This is a genomic window from Cryobacterium gelidum, from assembly GCF_004403985.1.
Classification (GTDB): Bacteria; Actinomycetota; Actinomycetes; order Actinomycetales; family Microbacteriaceae; genus Cryobacterium; species Cryobacterium gelidum.
The window spans coordinates 232252-250888 of record NZ_SOHL01000015.1 but is presented as its reverse complement, the minus strand read 5'-3'; the positions used below and the strand labels follow the sequence as shown (position 1 = coordinate 250888).

General features: G+C 63.2%; 23 protein-coding genes, 1 tRNA gene and 1 pseudogene. 11 read left to right on the top strand and 14 right to left on the bottom strand.

Annotation, left to right across the window (positions count from 1 at the left end; translation table 11 throughout):
• Positions 1 to 12 precede the first annotated feature (12 nt).
• Together E3T50_RS09670 and dcd are read right to left on the bottom strand one after the other, a co-directional pair.
• A complete protein-coding gene (locus E3T50_RS09670) occupies positions 13 to 534 on the bottom strand; it encodes a hypothetical protein (RefSeq protein ID WP_134551631.1) in 522 nt (173 codons plus the stop codon).
• A 72-nt stretch (positions 535 to 606) separates the two neighbouring features.
• Positions 607 to 1188: a dCTP deaminase gene (gene dcd, locus E3T50_RS09665; protein ID WP_134551630.1), complete on the bottom strand. Its 582-nt coding sequence runs from the start codon at positions 1186 to 1188 to the stop codon at positions 607 to 609.
• A gap of 70 nt (positions 1189 to 1258) precedes the next feature.
• Between dcd and E3T50_RS09660 the strand changes: the two genes are divergently transcribed.
• From E3T50_RS09660 to E3T50_RS09645, 4 genes and pseudogenes are all read left to right on the top strand, one after another.
• Positions 1259 to 1332, top strand: a tRNA-Gly gene (locus E3T50_RS09660).
• An 894-nt stretch (positions 1333 to 2226) separates the two neighbouring features.
• Positions 2227 to 2334 (top strand): annotated as a pseudogene (locus E3T50_RS09655) (recombinase family protein); the annotation flags it as partial.
• 166 nt (positions 2335 to 2500) lie between these two features.
• Positions 2501 to 2785 (top strand): pentapeptide repeat-containing protein, encoded by a 285-nt coding sequence (locus E3T50_RS16970; protein WP_134551629.1) that lies wholly within the window; start codon positions 2501 to 2503, stop codon positions 2783 to 2785.
• 139 nt (positions 2786 to 2924) lie between these two features.
• Positions 2925 to 5396: a putative bifunctional diguanylate cyclase/phosphodiesterase gene (locus E3T50_RS09645; RefSeq protein ID WP_134551628.1), complete on the top strand. Its 2472-nt coding sequence runs from the start codon at positions 2925 to 2927 to the stop codon at positions 5394 to 5396.
• 162 nt (positions 5397 to 5558) lie between these two features.
• On the opposite strand, the gene E3T50_RS09640 is transcribed toward E3T50_RS09645, so the two are convergent.
• The 4 genes from E3T50_RS09640 to E3T50_RS16965 all read right to left on the bottom strand — a co-directional run bounded on the left by E3T50_RS09640 (position 5559) and on the right by E3T50_RS16965 (position 7727).
• Positions 5559 to 5930 carry a hypothetical protein gene (locus E3T50_RS09640; protein ID WP_134551627.1) on the bottom strand — a complete coding sequence of 124 codons (372 nt, stop codon included), beginning with the start codon at positions 5928 to 5930 and terminating at the stop codon, positions 5559 to 5561.
• 281 nt (positions 5931 to 6211) lie between these two features.
• Complete coding sequence (locus E3T50_RS09635; RefSeq protein ID WP_134551626.1) at positions 6212 to 6478, bottom strand: hypothetical protein; 267 nt, start codon at positions 6476 to 6478, stop codon at positions 6212 to 6214.
• A 312-nt stretch (positions 6479 to 6790) separates the two neighbouring features.
• Positions 6791 to 7402: a helicase associated domain-containing protein gene (locus E3T50_RS09630; protein WP_134551625.1), complete on the bottom strand. Its 612-nt coding sequence runs from the start codon at positions 7400 to 7402 to the stop codon at positions 6791 to 6793.
• Positions 7356 to 7727 carry a PAS domain S-box protein gene (locus E3T50_RS16965; RefSeq protein ID WP_198417973.1) on the bottom strand — a complete coding sequence of 124 codons (372 nt, stop codon included), beginning with the start codon at positions 7725 to 7727 and terminating at the stop codon, positions 7356 to 7358. The genes E3T50_RS09630 and E3T50_RS16965 overlap by 47 nt, the downstream gene beginning before the upstream one ends.
• Before the next feature lie 192 nt (positions 7728 to 7919).
• On the opposite strand from E3T50_RS16965, the gene E3T50_RS17015 reads away from it, so the two are divergent.
• Entirely contained in the window at positions 7920 to 8219 is a 300-nt protein-coding gene (locus E3T50_RS17015) for an AAA family ATPase (protein WP_478213423.1), read from the top strand.
• On the opposite strand, the gene E3T50_RS09615 is transcribed toward E3T50_RS17015, so the two are convergent.
• Positions 8212 to 8748 carry a DinB family protein gene (locus E3T50_RS09615; protein ID WP_134551623.1) on the bottom strand — a complete coding sequence of 179 codons (537 nt, stop codon included), beginning with the start codon at positions 8746 to 8748 and terminating at the stop codon, positions 8212 to 8214. The genes E3T50_RS17015 and E3T50_RS09615 overlap by 8 nt on opposite strands.
• A gap of 85 nt (positions 8749 to 8833) precedes the next feature.
• On the opposite strand from E3T50_RS09615, the gene E3T50_RS09610 reads away from it, so the two are divergent.
• The gene (locus E3T50_RS09610; protein WP_134551622.1) at positions 8834 to 9700 is read left to right on the top strand and encodes a Rossmann-fold NAD(P)-binding domain-containing protein; all 867 of its coding nucleotides are present in this window, start codon (positions 8834 to 8836) and stop codon (positions 9698 to 9700) included.
• Positions 9701 to 9720: 20 nt separating this feature from the next.
• On the opposite strand, the gene E3T50_RS09605 is transcribed toward E3T50_RS09610, so the two are convergent.
• Positions 9721 to 10197 carry a MarR family winged helix-turn-helix transcriptional regulator gene (locus E3T50_RS09605; RefSeq protein WP_134551621.1) on the bottom strand — a complete coding sequence of 159 codons (477 nt, stop codon included), beginning with the start codon at positions 10195 to 10197 and terminating at the stop codon, positions 9721 to 9723.
• Between the two features lie 260 nt (positions 10198 to 10457).
• On the opposite strand from E3T50_RS09605, the gene E3T50_RS09600 reads away from it, so the two are divergent.
• The 4 genes from E3T50_RS09600 to E3T50_RS09585 all read left to right on the top strand — a co-directional run bounded on the left by E3T50_RS09600 (position 10458) and on the right by E3T50_RS09585 (position 12400).
• A complete protein-coding gene (locus E3T50_RS09600; protein ID WP_134551620.1) occupies positions 10458 to 10733 on the top strand; it encodes a hypothetical protein in 276 nt (91 codons plus the stop codon).
• Between the two features lie 166 nt (positions 10734 to 10899).
• Positions 10900 to 11169, top strand: coding sequence for a GlsB/YeaQ/YmgE family stress response membrane protein (locus E3T50_RS09595; RefSeq protein ID WP_134551619.1), 270 nt, complete (start codon positions 10900 to 10902; stop codon positions 11167 to 11169).
• Positions 11170 to 11370: 201 nt separating this feature from the next.
• On the top strand, positions 11371 to 11781 hold the full coding sequence (locus E3T50_RS09590; protein WP_134551618.1) for a DUF4383 domain-containing protein: 411 nt from the start codon (positions 11371 to 11373) through the stop codon (positions 11779 to 11781).
• Positions 11782 to 11842: 61 nt separating this feature from the next.
• Complete coding sequence (locus tag E3T50_RS09585) at positions 11843 to 12400, top strand: hypothetical protein (protein ID WP_134551617.1); 558 nt, start codon at positions 11843 to 11845, stop codon at positions 12398 to 12400.
• A gap of 38 nt (positions 12401 to 12438) precedes the next feature.
• On the opposite strand, the gene E3T50_RS09580 is transcribed toward E3T50_RS09585, so the two are convergent.
• A complete protein-coding gene (locus E3T50_RS09580; protein WP_134551616.1) occupies positions 12439 to 13794 on the bottom strand; it encodes an ATP-dependent DNA helicase in 1356 nt (451 codons plus the stop codon).
• A 125-nt stretch (positions 13795 to 13919) separates the two neighbouring features.
• Here E3T50_RS09580 and E3T50_RS09575 point away from each other — a divergent pair, with 125 nt between their 5' ends.
• Entirely contained in the window at positions 13920 to 15005 is a 1086-nt protein-coding gene (locus E3T50_RS09575) for a hypothetical protein (RefSeq protein WP_134551615.1), read from the top strand.
• A 64-nt stretch (positions 15006 to 15069) separates the two neighbouring features.
• On the opposite strand, the gene E3T50_RS09570 is transcribed toward E3T50_RS09575, so the two are convergent.
• The 5 genes from E3T50_RS09570 to rpmB all read right to left on the bottom strand — a co-directional run bounded on the left by E3T50_RS09570 (position 15070) and on the right by rpmB (position 18464).
• Entirely contained in the window at positions 15070 to 17061 is a 1992-nt protein-coding gene (locus E3T50_RS09570) for a bifunctional copper resistance protein CopD/cytochrome c oxidase assembly protein (protein ID WP_134551614.1), read from the bottom strand.
• A gap of 102 nt (positions 17062 to 17163) precedes the next feature.
• The gene (locus E3T50_RS09565; protein WP_066598601.1) at positions 17164 to 17451 is read right to left on the bottom strand and encodes an HU family DNA-binding protein; all 288 of its coding nucleotides are present in this window, start codon (positions 17449 to 17451) and stop codon (positions 17164 to 17166) included.
• A gap of 301 nt (positions 17452 to 17752) precedes the next feature.
• Positions 17753 to 18058, bottom strand: coding sequence for a 30S ribosomal protein S14 (rpsN, locus tag E3T50_RS09560; RefSeq protein WP_092110538.1), 306 nt, complete (start codon positions 18056 to 18058; stop codon positions 17753 to 17755).
• A gap of 2 nt (positions 18059 to 18060) precedes the next feature.
• Positions 18061 to 18228 carry a 50S ribosomal protein L33 gene (rpmG, locus tag E3T50_RS09555; protein WP_035880539.1) on the bottom strand — a complete coding sequence of 56 codons (168 nt, stop codon included), beginning with the start codon at positions 18226 to 18228 and terminating at the stop codon, positions 18061 to 18063.
• Complete coding sequence (rpmB, locus tag E3T50_RS09550) at positions 18228 to 18464, bottom strand: 50S ribosomal protein L28 (RefSeq protein ID WP_035835252.1); 237 nt, start codon at positions 18462 to 18464, stop codon at positions 18228 to 18230. Before rpmB ends, rpmG begins: the two co-directional genes overlap by 1 nt.
• Positions 18465 to 18637: the final 173 nt, after the last annotated feature.

Below are 18637 nucleotides of genomic sequence, written 5' to 3'. Positions count from 1 at the left end.
AGCATCCGTTCTTCAGCGGATGCGGGTGGCCTCGGTGCGAGCGACCAGTTGCCAGGTCGCGCCCTCATCAGCCGAGACCCAGCCCTCCCAGTTGAAGCTGTCGGGGGTGATGGCGGTGAAATTCCAGCGGATCGGGCGACCGTCGGTGCGAGTACCCTCCTGGCGCACGCCGTGCCGGTACGGGGTGGCTACGAGCTGGCAGTATTCCCCGAGGGTCGGGGCGAAATAGCTTACCCGCCAGGCGCCGGCGAACGGGTCGTAGACACGCACGGTAGTGGCGACGGTTTCAAAGCCGGACGGATGCGTCGCGCTCGCGATGACCTCCACGTCTTGCACGGCCCGGCCGTCGAGAATGAATTCGACCATCCAGACAAAGTCGCGGTCGATCCATTCGCCCGTGGTCTCGTCGAGGCGGGAGCCCTTCGCGGCCCAAGATCCGACCATCTGGCCGAAGCGGCGCATGCGCCCGGGATATTCCGGCGTCGGGCCGTGCGCGATGAGCGCCTCGTCGAATCGGGTGGGCAGGGAGGTCATACCCAGATTTTACCCGACCGGAGGTCACCTGCGGATTACCCGCAGGTATCCGCTCGCGCGAAGCGGGGGGGGTCAGCGGTCGATGGTGGTGCGGTGAAAGTTTTGGAACGAGCGTGAGGCCGTCGGGCCTCGCTGGCCCTGGTAGCGGGAGCCGTATGTGCTGGAGCCGTAGGGGGTCTCGGCCGGGGAGCTCAGCTGGAAGAAGCAGAGCTGGCCGATCTTCATTCCTGGCCACAGCTTGATCGGCAACGTCGCGACATTGCTGAGCTCGAGCGTGACGTGGCCGGAGAAGCCGGGATCGATGAAGCCGGCCGTGGAGTGCGTCAGCAGACCGAGGCGACCGAGCGAGCTCTTCCCCTCGAGCCGGGCAGCCACGTTGTCGGGCAGGGTGACCTGCTCGTAGGTGGCGCCGAGCACGAACTCGCCCGGGTGCAAAATGAACGGCTCGTCGGGCTTGGTCTCGATCAGGTGGGTCAGCTCCGGCTGGTCTTCGGCCGGATCAATGTAGGCGTACTTGTGATTATCGAACAGCCGAAACAAGCGGTCCAGGCGCACATCAATGCTCGAGGGCTGGATCATGGCGGGGTCGAGCGGCTCCAAACCGATTCGTCCAGCGTCGAGTTCAACCTTGATATCGCGATCGGAGAGCAGCACCGTGCCAGCCTAGCGGCGCGAGCTTGATATGCTGGCACGGTTCCGATTGTTGTTGACCAACAGCGGGCGCGCGGATGTAGTTCAATGGTAGAACTTCAGCTTCCCAAGCTGATAGCGCGGGTTCGATTCCCGTCATCCGCTCCACCGTTTTGTCAGAGGACGGTGTCAGTTCTCAAGGTAATCACGACTTCAATCATTCATATCGAAACTTTCTCTCGATATCTGAACGCCTGAATCGGCCGTCCTAGTTCGGGCCAACATCCCGGGCTTGCCCGATAGCCGCTTGCGTGATCCTTTCCCGCAGGTAACTGCCGGAGTCACGGCAACCTAAGCCCCGCGAGCAAATCCCGTCAGCACCAACGCTGACTGGCATCCTCCCACGGCCCGAATGGGTGGCGCCATCGACCTCGACTTGTGGCGCCTGCCCCGTGCCAGCCATGAAGGAAACCACTTGGTGAGGTGAAGCGGGCGACGAGCCGGGGAGCCGTAACCCGGTGGCGGTAGCCGTGGCTCGGTGATATCGAGGATGTCGAGGATGTCGAGGATCTCGAGGATCTCGAGGATCTTGGAAAAATAGTCCGTGGGCGCTGACATATGAGCCCGCCCTTGCGGTGACACGGTCCGGCTTTCGTCGCCGCCTTTTTGGGGTGGAGTGCAGTGTCAGCTCGAGGTTTGACAACCTTCGTTCGAAGATCGCCGCCACCGTCTGGGCTTCTCACAAGACAAGCTTTGGACGTTCCTCATCACGGTGGTTTGCCGTCGATGCCGCGACCGTCAATGTGACGGACGCGTGAGGCGGCATCAAAGACTTCCCGGACTGAAAGCCTGGCCTCCTAGGTATTTCGGCCGTAACCACAGCGCAGTGCCGGCGTCCGCGTCTTATATCCCTAGGGACATAAGACGTCTCACGCCTCGATTCTTGCGCCTTTACAGATCGCCGGAATCTCGCCGCGCGGTGATTCTTATAACTACGTCACATAACCTCCTGCTCGAATGGCAGTACCCACCGTTAGTTATGAGACACACCCGAGGAACACCATGACAAAGCTGATCAGCTACGCGCGCGTATCGACGCGCCAGCAGCTGGCCGCCGGCGTCCGACGCGACGACCTCTACGTCGACCATGGCATCGCCGGCGCTCAAGCACCTTAACAAGCGCTTAGGGGCACCCCCGATCTGGGGTGAAAGTGGTCGGTGGATCCTCGATAGGGTTCAGATGGGCCAGTTGGGGACGGTCTAGCTCGAATCTGTTCCCAACCGTCTGTGCGAATTTGGGCTTCTGTCGCCCTCATCCGTTAATAGGAGTGAGCTTATGGATAATCAGAGAATCCACCAGACGAAAAGGGAACAAAGTATGACGATTAAGCGCAAGTTCGCCAGCCTACTGACGATCTCGGTTTTCGTGGCCACGGCCGTGCTAGCCGGCCCACTATCGGCCTCGGCGGCTTCTTCGCTCAGCGGGTCTTCGCTCAGCGGGTCTTCACTCAGCGGGTCTTCGCTCAGCGGGTCTTCACTCAGCGGGTCTTCAATCAGCGGGTCTTCAATCAGCGGGTCTTCGCTCAGCAGGTCTTCAATCAGCGGGTCTTCGCTCAGCTAGGACGACGGCGCTGTGCCTGCGACCAACACTCGAGGAATGGAACGTGTATCCCACGGTGAAGGCTGAGGAGCCCTCCCCGGGCCGAGGTTTGAGACTGCGCCCGGGGACGAGGTTGTGTCTGCTCGGCGGCGGGTTAGGCGTGACGGGTGTCATTCAGGTTGCCTTTGCGTCTACGGCGTTTGATGGGTCGGCCCAGTCGCTGGCTGGGCCCGCGGCGATGATGTTCCTGTTGTTCTTGGTAGCGGAGAGTACTCAGATACACGTTGAGGTCCGGCACCATGCCCACTCGGTGTCGTTCAGCGAGCTGCCGATGGTCTTAGGCCTGTTCCTGCTGCCACCTCATTGGCTGCTCGGTCTCCGCCTGCTCGCTGCGGGCGCGGGGTTCGTTGCTCGGCGCATGGCCCCGTCCAAGGCGGTGTTCAACCTCGGCTTGTTCACCGCCGAGGTGGGCACTGCAGCGCTCATCTTTCACTGGCTGGAAGCCGGTGATGGGCTAGGTTTGCGGGACTGGGGGGTCGCCTATGCCACTATGGTCGTGATCGGCGTCCTGGGGTCGGTGGCCGTCACCGCGGCAATCGCGTTGATCCAAGGAAGGCCCTCCCACCGCGACCTGGTGCGGACCCTGCTGGCGGTCACCATCACCGGCGTCTTCAACACCACCTTGGCCCTGGTCGCATTACTGGCCTTGTCCTTCGACGCAGCGATACTGCTGCTGGCGATACTGCTGGCGCTGCTTGTCGTGGCCTACCGGGCGTACGACCGGCTGGTACGTCAGCACGCCGACCTCGACAAACTCTTCAACTTCACCCAGGCCCTCGCAGCCGCGAAGGCTGGTGACGACATGGTCAAAACGCTGCTTGACCAAGCTCGTGACCTGCTTCAAGGCGAGACCGCTGCCTTACATCTGCGACGGCCGCCCGACCGGGACGGGTCACCCACTTCTGACTCCGGCAGCACGCCACTGTCTGGCGAGCCGGTGGTCATTCCCCGAAACACCCGTGAGCCCAGGCTCCGAGCCTGGCTCACCGAGGTCGGGTTGCGTGACGCCGTCCTGGTGCCGCTGGCTCTCGACTCCGAATCGGCCACGATACTTCAGGTGGGCAACCGCATGGGGCGGACGAGGACGTTCACCCCCAGCGACCTGCAGCTCCTCCAGACACTGGCCGCACACGCCGGAGTGACCTGGAGCAACGCGCGATTGCTGGAACAGGCCCGCCATGACGCTGGCCACGACGGGCTGACCGGGCTGGCCAACCGAAGCTTGTTCCTGCTGCAGCTCCAGCACGCCCTCGATTCCTATACCTCCACCGCGCCGCACACCGTCCCGGCGCGCTGCCAGGGTGCCGCGTTCCTGCTCGACCTCGACCGGTTCAAAGACATCAACGACTCACTGGGCCACCACATCGGGGACATCCTGCTCCAGCAGATCGCAGGACGACTGCGAGACCATCTACCCCCGGACGCGGTCGTGGCCCGCTTGGGTGGAGACGAATTCGCGGTGCTCCTGCCCAGGTGCGAAACCCCGCAGCAGGCGGTCGACGTCGCAAACGATGCCCGAGCCTTCCTCTCCGGTCCATTCGAGGTCTCGGGCACCTGCCTGGAGGTCGGCGTCTCGATCGGGGTCACGCTCCTTCCCCAGGACGGACGAGAACCGTCCACGGTGCTGCAGCACGCCGACATCGCGATGTACGAGGCCAAGCGCTCAGCCCTCGGCGTGGTGCGTTACCACCCCACCGACGAGCGCGGGAGTCGACGCCGCCTGACCCTGGCCGCGGAGCTTCGCCGCGCCATCGACACCGAGCAGCTCATCGTGCACTACCAGCCGAAGATGTCGCTCGCCAACGACTTCATCATCGGGTACGAGGCCCTGGCCCGCTGGGAACACCCCACTCGAGGGCTCCTGACCCCGGACGAATTCATCCCCATCGCCGAGCAGACCGGGCTCATCACGTCCCTGACCCAGAGCATCCTGCGTCAAGCGCTCTACCGATGCCGAGACTGGCAGCCCCAACACCCGGGCGTTGCGATAGCTGTCAACCTCTCCACCCGCGACCTGCGCGACCGCAGCATGCACGCCACCGTCGCCCAACTCCTGACCGAAACCGGCGTCGACCCCACACTCCTGACCCTGGAGATCACCGAGAGCAGCGTCATGGGCGACTTCACCACCGCTCTGGCCGTGCTCGAAGCACTCCACGACCTCGGCGTGAACTTGTCGCTGGACGACTTCGGCACCGGCTACAGCCCGCTGACCTACCTTCAACGCCTGCCCGTCAACGAAGTCAAGATCGACAAATCCTTCGTCACCGCGATGAACACCTCCACCAGCGCCACCGCCATCATCCGCGCCGTGATCGACCTCGCCCACACCCTGGACATGACCGTCGTGGCCGAAGGAGTAGAAGACGAAGTGTCCCGTCGTACCCTCACCCTCCTAGGCTGCGACACCATGCAGGGATACCTACTCAGCCATCCGCTCACCCCCGGGGAGCTCAGCAATTGGTTGGACCACGAAGCTCGCAGAGGACACCCACACGCGCGAGCAGACCACCGCCCGAGACTGCAAGTCATCCCAGGTCACACTCCGCGACGCACAGAGCTTCACTACTGAAAGAGCTACCCCTGTAAAACGGGCCTTGATCACACCCCGCGATGTTCCGCAGGACGAACCCTCTACGGGACGCCGTTTACTGGATAAGTGAACACACTCTGTTGCGCGTGATTCGCGGTCCCATAGACCGAACCGGCCGCTGATCAGGTCGTGTCGCCCTCGCTAATTCGTGGATCGTGTCCAGGGGCTCACGCTTTCCAGCTGGACGTTCACGACGCTGGGGCCAGCGAGAAGAGTTCCAACAGCACTGAAGTCTTGCTGAGGGAGGATGCTGTCGGTCGGGTCGATGCCATTGAACTGTCGAACGTTGACCCGCCCCGATTTTGTGGACGAGAAGATGACCGGTTGCTCAGCGCCCGCATACAGATAGGCGTCGTAGCCGCCGGTCGCGGGTAGTGCGGGAAGGGCCAAAATCGGTGACACGGTAATGGACCAGTCACCCGCGCCGGGCCCGACGGTGATCCAGCCCGCCGGGCCAGCGGTGGAGTCCAAGCCATAGGCGACACTGGCGACATCGCCTTGATAGCCAGCCATGCCAGCCTCGTGGTACGTGCCGTCTTCACCATAAACCTGCGCGCCGGACTGCTCATTGGCATAGTGGCCGGGCGCCCACGTGATTGTGTAAAAGCCAGATTTAGCTGGACGTCCCCCTTGCGGACTTAATGTGGAGTCGCGTTCACCGGAAGGAAACGGTCCCGTCGAGGGGCCTTGCATAGCGACTGCTCAGGCCGATGCCATCGGCTCCTCGGAGGGTAGCCGCGTCGTGCTCACCGAGGCAGACTCTCAAAGTGTGGGGCAGTGTAAGCGGCGCGTGCTCACCAGCAGGAATCAAACTCGCTGCGGGCCGCTGCCAACACGGCCTCCGGCTCGCTCCGCAAGTGGTCAACGGGTCGATCTTCCGATTCGAAAGACGTGGACGGCGCGGTCATCCAGAGCGCCAAATCCTCGGCGCTCCACGAGTTCTCCGCAGCCAGATCGAGGAGGCCTGCGATAACCGGGAGGATCGCGCGCACGTCCCGGTCGACCTGGAATCCCGGGTAGAGGACCCTCCCGCCGACTTCGACGCGAATGAGGCCGCCCACCGCAAGCTTTGTGGACGTCAAATTCTGTTCGGTTCAGCCCCGAGCAGTTCTTGCACCTCACCAGCGTCAAGCAGGCCGAATTCCTCCTCCATCCGCCGCCAAGCCGCGGCCGTTGCGCGCCTGCCCCAGGCAAGCTGCGACGAAACCGTGGCAGCTACCTCTGGCGCAGCCGGCATATAGTCGTCCGTTGGTTGCGGCTTGCCGTCCCGAGTCCCCGGATCGAACTTCTCACGCTCATTCACATGGCAATCTTGTACCCGCGCTCCGCTTCGGGCGCGTCCGTTACCCGAATTGCATTCCGGCACGGGACCCTTACCGATGGTCTTTCCGGTTACCCCACGTCCAGATTGTGAGGTCATCCAGGCTGTCGATCCGACCTTGGGGGAGCTTGCCGGCCCAGTAAGCCAGCCGCGCTTTTGCGGCCCAAGTGGCGAGCGCCTTCTCTGAGGCGTCGCCGCTACGCGCTCGGGGTGCTCGCCGGTGCACATCAGCGAAGTTGGAGTAGTGGAGGAAGTTCGCCTGCCACTGGTCTTCCTGTGGTTGGAAGGTGAAGCCGGGGATGCACACCAGGCGCCGCTCTTGATAGGACGACAATCGCCGGTCGGCGAATGCTTTCCTTTGTGCACAAATCCGATATGTCAGTCCCTTCTTCTCTGGTGAGATTGTTCCGGCGGGGAGGCGACGGTTTTCCCGTGGTATCCGTCCCTCACGCGCGACGAAGACCTCAAGGGCGAGGAGGTTACGCACCCACACGGCGACGTAGTGTGGAAAGTGGTCGTCGGCAGGAAGGCCACGGCTGAATTCGATCTCCGCGGTGTAGTAATGCAGAGAATGAATTTGGTCCCGCGTAAGTGTCGCGGGGTAGCGGGACTGGAGCTCAGAGTATTCGGCGTGCAGGACGTCGACCGGGGTGGGCGTGGGCATTGTGGCCTTTCCGACCCGCACAGAAGTGCGGTATCGAAGAGGTCATGCGCGGCACCCGCGGCGCCGGGAAGGAATTGCATTCCAGTACAGGACCGTCTGCGTCGTGGGGTCGGTTCACGCATCTGTGTGAGCAGTAGAACCGGGTTGAGGTGTTGCGGCCCAGCACTTCGTCGGCGCCGTATCCCGTGATCGTGGTGAAGGAATTACCCACATGCAAGATGTTCTGTTGCGCGTCCGTAATCAACGACATACGCGCCGTCGCCGCGAACGCCCGCGCCAGAAGCTCTGCGCTGGCCGCAGGTGTTTCAGCGGAAAATGAGTGCATCAGCAAAGTCTGACACATGGCCACAGCACCTACCGCCGCCCATCACCTCATGGTCATTCCTGCTGCTCGCCGCGAACTAATATCCAACATCTTGCAGGGCCTGGTTGGCTTCGTCGGGATCGGCGCAGGCGAGCCCCACCGACTCCAAGTGCGCAATTCGACTATGCCGAGCATGGTGTCGTCGATTCCTACGTGCACGAGGAATCTTGCTCCAGTGGCCGGACCGAACTGCCTATCATCGACGAAGCTGACCGTCTCAAAGCAACCGGCCTCGAACAGGTCCGCGACTATTTCGACCGGCACCAGATGGAAGTCATCCTGATCGGAATGCCCGGCATTGAGAAACGCTTCGCCCGTTACCCGCAGCTCTACAGCCGGCGCTTTCCCAGTGGGTGCGCTCCAAGGATCATCTTTTTTGAGAACGCGTCCGCCGTTGAAATAGTGACCTCCAGACTTCACACGGTGTCAAGTATCCTGAACCGCATCATCTAGCGGGGGAAGTCACAGCTGCCACGTCATGCCGGTGATGCACGATGTCGTGCAGAAAGTACGACCCCAGCGTCACCACCGTGAACGACGGACCGTCGCTGCGGCGCGCGGTGCGCTGGCGGGCAGCCGGCGGCACGGCCGCAAAGCTATCGGCAACGCTTTTCGCGGCGGCCACGAGCTGAAGGCCCACGGTCTCCGGTACCTCCAGGTCATATCGCTCGGCGAGCGCCGTCGCGTCCTGGTCCCAGTTCGCCAGCAGCGGGTCTTCCTCGTCGAGGATGCGACGAAGTCGTTCGTCGAATAGGCGACAGACATCGCGCACATGGGCGGCGTATTCCAGGGGCGACCAGGTGTGATCGTCGGGCCGCACCGCAACATCCGCTCGTGCCAGCACCGCAGGCCAGGCGGCGGCGTTCTCGCGAATCAGGCGCGGCAGGTCGTCGACCGCTACCTCACGGGCACGAAATTTGCAGGCGGGGCAGGGGCGTTGGAGCACCCAGGTCCAGTCGGACGTGTCGGGAACAATAGGCATGACTTCATGTTATCTGCCGTGTTTCGAGGCGTTATGAGCGAGAATCAGGTTGCGCCCGATACCGTGGAACCGGACAAGGAGACAGATGACGGTACTGATTGCGGGATGCGGCGACCTGGGCACCGAGGTAGGCCTGCGATTCGCCCGGCTTGGGCACACGGTGGTCGGACTGCGTCGCAACGCGAGCGTCCTTCCCGCGGATATCACGGGCCAGTCCATCGACCTGAGCATCGAGAAACCCGTGATTCCGTCCGACACCGAGTTCGTCGTCGTGGCCATCTCCGCCGACAGCCCCACAATCGATGCCTATCGCGCGGCCTACCTCGATGGCCTGCGCAACCTACTCGATGCCCTCGATCACGCCCGCATCACCCCGCGCCGTGTGCTGCTGGTGTCGTCAACGGCCGTCTACGACGTCAACGACGGCAGCTGGGTCGACGAGCAGACTCCCGCGAACCCAAAACCGGGCACGGATTCCATCGTGCTCGACACCGAGCGGATGCTGCACTCCCGCATACCCACCGCCACGGTTTTGCGCCTGTCCGGCATCTATGGCCCGGGTCGTGAGCGCCTCATCGACCAGGTGCGCGGCGCACGCGCAATCCTGTCGGCCGACTCGCGCCACACCAACCGCATCCACCGGGACGACGCAGCCGCCGCGATCGTGCACCTGCTGGTTCGTGACGGCGAACCGGCACCCTTCTATCTCGGCGTCGATAGCGCCCCGGTCCCTGGCAATGAGGTGCTCACTTTTCTCGCCGCCGAACTCGGCCTCGCCGAGCCCACTCTGGCGCCGGTATCAGTCCCGGTCACCAATCGCGAAAGCCAGCGCGGTGGCGACAAGCTGCTGCGCAACCAGCTCCTCAGGGACACCGGCTTCACGTTCACCTATCCGACGTACCGAGAGGGATACCGAGCTCTTCTGTCCGGTCTGGGAACCCGCCACCCCTAGGCCGATCCCTGGCGGGATGCCTACGCCGTCGGCCTCGCCGCGCTCACGTCGCTGTCTGACGTGATAGCGACCGCCATCGAGGTGAGAAGCGACCCCAGCCGCGCTTGGACGTCCGGTGTCACGTTGCGGGCGGCATGAGCGAACAGCGTCTGAAATTCGTCGTGCAGTCTCTGGGCAGTCTGTTGCGCAGCCGGCGTCAGGACCAGCAGCAGGCTTCGACGATCGCTGGGGTGCGGCACACGGGTGAGCATATTCAGTGCCACGAGGTGATTCGAGATCGCGGTCACGGCGCCCGTCGTCATCTCCAGGGACTGTGCAAGCAATTTGGGGGTGATGCTCCCTACCTCGGCTATCCGAGTTAGAGCTCGCAGCTCACTGATAGACACACCGCTCTCGGCCGCTACCCGACTGCGATTGTGATCCATTGCTCGAAGAAGAGCGAGCGCCGGTACCGACAGGCAGTCCCGCGTGCGGAGCACGTTGTCTACGTCGTCCATGTGTATTCCTGACCTCTGGTCTATGTTTTTGCCAACGTTGCAGGCCCGCAGAAACACTCATCCCACCGTTTCCGTACCGCAAGTGTACCGGATAGATCAATTCGTAATCTTCTCACAGCCTAAATAGTTTCATCTTTGAGTTATTTCCCGTACATTTGTAGATCAAGAGTGTTCGCGCTATTTCAGCGTGCAAGAAATTCTTCGCTGCGTCTTGTTGACCAGTGCGCCCACGGACTCGCCACAATGAAACGGACCAGGCAATGCAGAGCTACCGGCTGACGATCAATGATGAATGGTTTTACCTGTCGAACGAGTACAACATCGCAGATCTCAAAGCGACCGTGGCCGCTGCCGTCCATAGCGGCGGTGGCTTCATAGACATCGTCAGCTCCGTGCAGACGCACGTGTCCCTGCTCATCACGGCCTGCTCGGTGGTGAAGCTTGAGACCATCACCGACCAGAACGTGCCTGACGTCGCCGAAAGCGTTCCGACCGTCGGCCGGTCCTACGTCGAGGATGACTACTGGCTCGACTGAGCGCGTGCATGACGCGGGCGCACGGCGCACCCGCCGGCGGGCATCCGCTTTTCGCGGACTGTCGCCAAATCGCCGATTTCACGCCATTGACGACAAGCAGGCACATGGGTAGGTTCACGCGAACGGCACACGCCCGTTTCGCACACGTCTACTGGAAGGCAGTCTCATGAGTTTCCTCGGATTCCTCCTGCTCGGTCTCATCGCCGGCGCTATCGCGAAGGCAATCCTGCCCGGCCGACAGGGCGGAGGCTGGTTCATCACCCTGCTGCTCGGAGTCATCGGAGCCTTCCTCGGTGGGTGGCTGGGCGGGCTCCTGTTCAACGTCAGCCTGGGCGAGTTCTTCTCCGTGACGACGTGGGTCCTCGCGATCGTCGGTTCGCTCATTGTTCTCCTTATCTACGGCGCAATCACCAACCGCCGCCACGCCAAGTCGTAATACCACCGCAAGACCGTTTCGCCTCCTTCCCGCAGCGCGACATCCGATCCGGGTGCCGCGCTGCGGCATGTCCGGACACGTGGCTGCACCAATACCCAAAAGGGCAGATTGGGGGCACAATCAGTACCAATCCGAAGTGGATGGAGCTCCGAACACTAAGCAACCACGGGTCAGCCGTGAATCACATAGGAGGCACCTAAAATGCGCACATCACCCAATCGCCTGATCGCCACCGTCTTCGGCGCGGTCTACGTCCTCGTCGGACTACTCGGTTTTGCCGTCACCGGCGGCGTCGGCTTCATCGCCACCCAGGGCGAATTGCTTCTCGGAATCTTCGAGGTCAATCCATTGCACAACGTTGCGCACCTTTTGATCGGTGCCGCCCTGCTCATTGCCGGCCTCTCCAACGCTTCGGCCGCCAAGGCAACCAACAGCACCATCGGCGCCGTGTATTTGCTCCTGGGCATCGTTGGATTCTTCATTGCGAGCACCTCGCTGAACATTCTGGCGCTCAACACCGCTGACCACTTCCTGCACCTCGCCAGCGCGATCGTGCTCCTCGGGGTTGGTCTCACCGCCGACAAGACGGTTCGCAACCACGCCACGGCCTAACGACCGGCCCCCAGCACCACTCCATCCCTTCGCAGCAGAAGATTCACCAAGGAGCATCATCATGTCCACGGTCATTCGCACCTGGCTCGGCTTTGCCGCTCTCGGCGCCGCCCTGATCCACCTGGCCGTGGGCGTGACCGCTCCGTTTCTCCTGTCGGTTCTCCTGGTCGGGTTCGGCATTGCTGAACTCAGCTGGGGAATCGCCACCCTTGCCAGCGGCCGCGTGATTGCACCTCGCGTCGTCGTGGGCGCGGCTCTCATACCGGTATTCATCTGGGGGGCTATCGCTGCCCTCGGAAGTGGCCTCGGCGTCCCGAGCGCCCAGACCGGTCTGCCCTGGTACCCGATGACCATGGCATCGCTGTTCAACATATATGTGGCCGCCACTGTGGCCCTCGCAATGCGGCGCGCTTCGAGCCGAAACCCTCCATCCGTCGGTGCAGCCAGTCCCGGTGGCTGGCGTTTCCTTACCGGCCTTGTCGTCGGGGGCTTTCTCCTCTCAGCGCTCACCACCCCGGCCCTCGCCGCCACAGACGTTGGCTCCCTTGCGGTACCCCACGGTTCGCACAGAGTGGTCGAGTTGGATGTGCCAGACCCAGGCGGCCACGGGGGTCACTAGGTTTGCCGCCGCGCCTGAAACGGACCCCGCCGACAGTGTCAGGCGGGTAGCCCGGTTTCCGGGTCCGTCGGCCCCGCACGTGACGAATCCAGCCCCGCCAGGTCCGCCACCGGCGGTACGACCTCGATGTTCATGAACCGCTTGACGTTCTCATCGACGATGATGTCGCTCGGGCGCAGCGGCCGGGTGAGGTACAACCCATCGAGGCTGGTCAGCCGGCTCAACGCCACATAGGTCTGGCCAGGGCTGAATACCCGTGCACCAAGGTCGACGATGGCCCGCTCGTAGGTGGCACCCTGTGATTTGTGGATGGTGACCGCCCAGGCCAGTCGCAACGGAAACTGCGTGAATTCCGCCACGACATCCCGGCTCAGTTTCTTGGTCGCGGCGTTGTAGGTGTACTTGTACTTCTCCCACACGGTCGGTTCCACCTCGTGCACATCGCCGTCGATGTTGACGAAAACGGTTGAGGTGACCTTGGTCACGGTGCCGATGCTGCCATTCACCCAGCGCAGGCCACCGCCCGGCGCCGAATCGTTGCGCAGAAACATCACCTGCGCGCCTACCTTGAGCTCGAGCACCTCATCAGCGGGAAACTGCTTGCCGCCGAAATCCCCGGTGATATCGGCCTTCGCGGTGAGCGACTTGCCCGACAGTTTCTTCAAAGCGGATGCGTTGATGCGGTTCACCGCGTCATTACGCGTCGCGAGGGTGATCACGCCCTCACTCGGCGGGGTTCGCGCTCCGGCGCCATTGAGCGCACCGCCGATCTCGGCAGTGACCTGGCCGTGACGCACGGCATTGAGCATGAGCTTGAAGTCGTTGTCGTGCTGGCGGTGAATCTCGGTCAACTCGAAGATGCGGAGCTCGGCATCACGCCAGACCTTGGCGTCGAAGAACCACATCGACCGGTAGTGGTCGGCGAAATAGGCGCGTTCGTCGGGGCCGCCGGGAACCGGGGCCAGCTGGTACGGGTCGCCGAACAGCACGATCTGCACCCCGCCGAACACGTCGAACGGACGCTGGCGAGCTTGGCGCAGACTGCGGTCGATCGCGTCCATCAGGTCGGCGTTGACCATGGACACCTCGTCGATGACGAGGGTGTCGATGGTATTGAGGAGCTTGCGCACTTGGTCGTTCTGGTCGATCGGGCTGTCGGCAATGACCCCGATCGGCAGGCGAAAGAGCGAGTGGATGGTCTGGCCGCCCACGTTCAGCGCCGCGACTCCGGTGGGAGCGGCGATCACGATCTGCTTGCTCGTGTTCCACGACAGGTGGTTCAGCAGGGTGGACTTGCCCGTTCCGGCCCGCCCGGTGACGAAGACGTTCTGCTTGGTGCCCTCGATCGCCGCGAAGACCAGAGCCTGTTCACGGCTGAGCGGAATCTCGGACACGGCACACTTTCTCTGGCAGGCGAATGCTGCACGGGGGACGTTCCACTGTAACCGCCCAGCAGCCCGTGCGGGCGCGGGACCGGGCACTGGCTGCCTGGCCGACCCTCCCGCCCTAGAATATTGGAGTGACCATTCCGGCCGAACAGCATCGGGCGAGGGGGCGCCGCGGCAGTATGCCCCGGGCCGTTCTCGCCATTGTGGTGGTCGCTGCGCTCCTCGCCGCCGGGCTCGGAGGCACCATCAGCGCCCTCAATGGCACGGTATACAGCGCCGGCGGCTTTGTGGAGCAGTACCTCGACGCCCTAGGCCGCGGCGATACCGTCGGAGCCCTCGCGTTCGGCGGGGTCATGCCCGACAAGGCCGACTTGGCCGCCTGGGGACTGAGTGACGACGCGGCGGCGGACCTGCCGAAGACGCTGCTGCGGGCATCCGTTCTGGGCGGCCTGCGCAACATCGAACTCGCCAGCGCTACCGCAACGCCCGCCACCAACGACGACGGGACCGCCCAGACCGTCGTGTTCGACTTCGTGTTGAACGGCACCGCGTCGAGCATGGCGTTCACCGTCGAGCGCGCCGGCACCTTCGCTGGTGTATTCAACGCCTGGAAGTTCACCATCAGCCCGCTCGCGGTGCTACAGGTGTCGGTACTGCATGAACGATCATTCACGGTCAACGGTCTCACCCTCGACACTCGCGCCCACACGGCAGCGGATGCCCCGGCCACCTTCTCGACCTCCGCCGCATATCTCGCCTTCGCACCGAACCGGTACACCTTTGAACACGAGTCGGCCATGCTGACCGCGAAGAAATCCACCGTGAGCGTGACGGCGGCCGGGCCGACCGCCGTCGAGGTGAACGCTTTGCCGAACAAGGTCATGGTGACCCAGGTGCAGTCGGAACTGGACAAATTCCTCGACGCCTGCGCCACCCAGACGGTGCTGCAACCCACCAGTTGCCCATGGGGCATCACGATCGATGATCGCATCGAGAGCACTCCCGCCTGGTCGATCACGGCGTACCCGCCCGTCACACTCACCGCCGGCGAGCTGTCGTTCGAGATGGTCGCCGCACCCGGGGAGGCCCGTATCGTGGTCGAGGTTCAGTCGCTGTTCGACGGCGACGTCACCACTCGCGACGAAGACGTGCCGTTCACGATGGGGCTCAGCGTCACCGTGCAGCCCAGCGGCGCCCTGGCGATCCAGCTGCACTAGGAAGCTTTCGGCGTGAGCCGACCACGCGGCTGCGCGGCCCGTGGAGGCTGCCCGCTGCCCGGCCTCAGTGGCTACGGGGCTGCACGTCGCGCTGGGCGAGTTGGGACAGCTGCGCGTTGTACGCGATCAACTCGGCATCCTCGTTGCGGTCGGCCTTGCGATCCAGCCTTCTCGTGACCTTGGTGTCGTCGCGGCTCCACTGAATTGCAACGATGACGGCCAGCACGAAGGTCGGCAATTCGCCGATTCCCCAGGCGACACCGCCGCCCATCTGCTGATCGACGATAGCCGAGGGGCCCCAGGTGCGGCCCATCGCGCCATACCAGTCGGCCAGGAGCAGCCCGGTGCCGCTCATCAAGGCGAGGCCGAAGAACGCGTGGAACGCCATGGTCACGAGCAGCAGTAGCAGGCGGAACGCGTACGGCAACCGGTACGGTACCGGGTCGATGCCGATCAGGGACTGTACGAACAGATAGCCGGTGATCAAAAAGTGCACGATCATCCACTGGTGGCCGATGTGGTCCGTCGTCGCCCAACTGAAGATCGAGGTGTAGTAGAACACCCAGAGCGAAACGCCGAACAGTACGGCGGCGACGATCGGGTTGGCCACGATGCCGGCGAAACGCGAGTGCACGGCGGTGAGAATCCACTCGCGTGCGCCACGGCTGCCATCTTGCCGCTTGGCGATCGCACGCGCTGCCAGCGTCACGGGAGCGCCCGGCACAAGCATCAGCGGCACGAGCATGGTCAGCACCATGTGCACGAGCATGTGGGTAGAGAACAGGTACTTCTCGTACACGTTCACGCCACCGTTGGTGATGTAGAACAGGGTGAGCATGCCGAGAATCCAAAGCACGCTGCGGTAAATCGGCCAGGCGTCGCCGCGGCGGTGCAGCCGCCAGGCACCGGCCAGGTAGAAGAAGATGCCGAAGGCACAGAACAGAGTCCAGGCGAGGTCAAAATTCCACTCCGTGAAGTACCGCGAAAAAGTCAGCTCGGGCGGGAGCACTTCGCCGGTGAGAACCTGAGCCGGCGTGGACTGAGGAATCTCCGTTGCGACCACCTGGGCGATAGGGGTCGCCGTGCGGGCCAGCGCGGCAGCCACACCCGATGCGAGGCCCATGAAGCCGAGCTCGGTCACGACGAGCCACCAGAACCAGCGTCCGCGCGCCGGCTCGCTCCGCTGCATCCGCTTGATGAAGAATCGACGTTGCAGAATGCCGAAACCGCCGAGGGCGACGAGGGCGATGACCTTGACCAGCACGAGGAAGCCATAGGGACTGAACAGGTTGTCCCAGCTGCCAACGCGCAGTTCAGCGTTGACATAGCCAGAGGCGGCCACCACGATGAAGGAGATCAGGGCGAGCGAGGAGTACCGCCCGATCACCTGACGGATGCGTTCGCCGTCCAGCTGGGTGCGTAGGACGATGATGGTGAGCAGGCCGCCCAGCCAGATGGCCGCGAAGACGAGGTGCAGGCCGAGGGCCGTGATCGCGGCGTTGTGGCCCGCGGCGCCTGCCGAGTGGCCCTGCTGAGCCATCGGCAGCAGCGCGGTCAGGGCCAGCACGGTCACGAAGACCAGCGCCGTCTGGTTGCGCACGGCAAAGCACAACACGGTAACGCCGGCGGCGATCAACGTCGTCGCAAGCCAGGCCTGCCCCAGTTCGATCTGGCTGAAAAACTGGCCGACCGTGGCACTGAATTGATCACTGACGCCAAACGGCACATTGGTGACCTGCAGAAAGGTCAAAAAGCCCGTGACGGCGGATGCCACGGCGAACAGTGCCGACGAAGCTGCGGCGAAGTCCAGGGCGGTGTTGAATTCGCGTTCCTTGGGGCTCAGCGCGAACAGCGTGAGCACCAGTGCACCGATGGTGCCCGCCGCCGCGATATTGACCACGAGCTTGGCCAGGGGGAGCCCCCAGCGCACCACCGGCCCCGGGTCGGCGAGCAGCTGCGCCGCAGCGCCACCACCGTAGGCCAACGCGACAAGGGTAGACAAGACAGCGACCAGCAGCAGGGCTGCCGGTCCGAGAACGCGGACGAGACGGGGCACTCTTCTAGCTTATTCGCCCAGTCCTGAAGATCCGTCGCGTACGGTGCCCGGGAAACCAGAAAGGGACGCCGACTCGCGTCGACGCCCCGTTCTCACTAGAAGCTACTTGGCGGCAGCCTTGAGCTTGCTTCCGGCGGTCAGCTTGACGCGGTGGCCGGCTGCGATGGCGATTTCTTCGCCGGTCTGCGGGTTGCGGCCGGTGCGGGCGGCCGTAGCGGTGCGCTCGACTCCCAGCCATCCCGGGATGGTGACCTTACCGTCGTTGGCAACGGTGTCGGCCAGGGTTGCGAAGAAAGCGTTCAGAACGCCATCAACGGCGGCCTGGCTCTGTCCGGAGTCAGCGGCAACCTTGGCAACGAGCTCGGTCTTGTTCAGCGACTTGTCAGCCATTGAGTGTCCTCCTCGGACCTTCGTCTGTGTTAACAGCGATGTTTGTGATGCGGGCGCGGCAGGTTGTGCCGCTCCGTTGGTCGGTTCGACCGAGATGAAATCTAGCAGACATCCGCTAGATTCCGCGGATTTGCGACCGTTTTTGACACTTTCACCCAGCGATTCGCGTACTTTTCGCTGTGCGCGCAAACCTTTGCCTTCATCGGGCGCAACACAAATCGGGATGCCGACTGTGAGTCGACATCCCGATCGGATGAATCAAAGGCCGTTGAAGCTGAACGTCATCGGCTGCCAGAAGGAGTTACCAGCTGGACTTGGTGATGCCGGGCAGCTCGCCGCGGTGCGCCATATCGCGGAAACGTACGCGCGAGATGCCGAACTTGGAGAGGTGGCCACGGGGCCGACCGTCAACGGCGTCACGGTTGCGCAGGCGCACCGGGCTCGCGTTGCGCGGCAGCTTCTGCAGGCCCTTGCGAGCGGCTTCACGCGACTCGTCGGTGCCAGCGGGGTCGACCAGGGCCTTCTTGAGCTCCAGGCGCTTGACGGCGTAACGCTCGACGATGACCTTGCGCTGGTTGTTCTTGGCAATCATGCTCTTCTTCGCCATTTTTAGCGCTCCTCACGGAAGTCAACGTGCTTGCGGATGACCGGGTCGTACTTCTTGAGCACGAGACGGTCGGGGTCGTTACGGCGGTTCTTCTTGGTTACATAGGTGTAACCGGTTCCGGCCGTGGAACGAAGCTTGATGATCGGACGTACGTCATGAGCCTTAGCCATTAGATCTTCACCCCACGAGCGAGAACGTCTTTGACAACACTCTCGATACCACGAGCATCAATAACCTTGATGCCCTTTGCGGACAAGGTCAAGGTGACCTTGCGACGAAGCGACGGCACGTAGTACGTCTTCTTCTGAACGTTCGGGTCGAAACGACGCTTGGTGCGCCGGTGCGAGTGCGAAATGTTGTGTCCGAAGCCGGGAACAGCTCCGGTCACCTGGCAAACAGATGCCATGGTTTCCTCCATTACCGAAGGGCGAATGCCCTTCCCAAGATCCCTTGTCGGCGGACTACACATAAATGGACAGGCCGCAATGCGCGCGCAGAGGCGCAGCAGGCTTCAACGATACGGGGTCGACGGCCCGGGCGCAAACCGGGCGACGCCGCCGGCGGCCGGGCAGCGCCTCC

Coding starts and splice junctions, on each gene's coding strand:
- E3T50_RS09590 (WP_134551618.1), top strand. CDS start 11,371: ATGCGCACATCACCCAATCGCCTGATCGCCACCGTCTTCGGCGCGGTC.
- E3T50_RS09565 (WP_066598601.1), bottom strand. CDS start 17,451: ATGGCTGACAAGTCGCTGAACAAGACCGAGCTCGTTGCCAAGGTTGCC.
- rpsN (WP_092110538.1), bottom strand. CDS start 18,058: ATGGCGAAGAAGAGCATGATTGCCAAGAACAACCAGCGCAAGGTCATC.
- rpmG (WP_035880539.1), bottom strand. CDS start 18,228: ATGGCTAAGGCTCATGACGTACGTCCGATCATCAAGCTTCGTTCCACG.
- rpmB (WP_035835252.1), bottom strand. CDS start 18,464: ATGGCATCTGTTTGCCAGGTGACCGGAGCTGTTCCCGGCTTCGGACAC.
- E3T50_RS09585 (WP_134551617.1), top strand. CDS start 11,843: ATGTCCACGGTCATTCGCACCTGGCTCGGCTTTGCCGCTCTCGGCGCC.
- E3T50_RS09600 (WP_134551620.1), top strand. CDS start 10,458: ATGCAGAGCTACCGGCTGACGATCAATGATGAATGGTTTTACCTGTCG.
- E3T50_RS16965 (WP_198417973.1), bottom strand. CDS start 7,727: ATGCACTCATTTTCCGCTGAAACACCTGCGGCCAGCGCAGAGCTTCTG.
- E3T50_RS09630 (WP_134551625.1), bottom strand. CDS start 7,402: ATGCCCACGCCCACCCCGGTCGACGTCCTGCACGCCGAATACTCTGAG.
- E3T50_RS09605 (WP_134551621.1), bottom strand. CDS start 10,197: ATGGACGACGTAGACAACGTGCTCCGCACGCGGGACTGCCTGTCGGTA.
- E3T50_RS16970 (WP_134551629.1), top strand. CDS start 2,501: ATGGATAATCAGAGAATCCACCAGACGAAAAGGGAACAAAGTATGACG.
- E3T50_RS09610 (WP_134551622.1), top strand. CDS start 8,834: ATGACGGTACTGATTGCGGGATGCGGCGACCTGGGCACCGAGGTAGGC.
- E3T50_RS09595 (WP_134551619.1), top strand. CDS start 10,900: ATGAGTTTCCTCGGATTCCTCCTGCTCGGTCTCATCGCCGGCGCTATC.
- E3T50_RS09670 (WP_134551631.1), bottom strand. CDS start 534: ATGACCTCCCTGCCCACCCGATTCGACGAGGCGCTCATCGCGCACGGC.
- E3T50_RS09615 (WP_134551623.1), bottom strand. CDS start 8,748: ATGCCTATTGTTCCCGACACGTCCGACTGGACCTGGGTGCTCCAACGC.
- E3T50_RS09640 (WP_134551627.1), bottom strand. CDS start 5,930: ATGGCTGGCTATCAAGGCGATGTCGCCAGTGTCGCCTATGGCTTGGAC.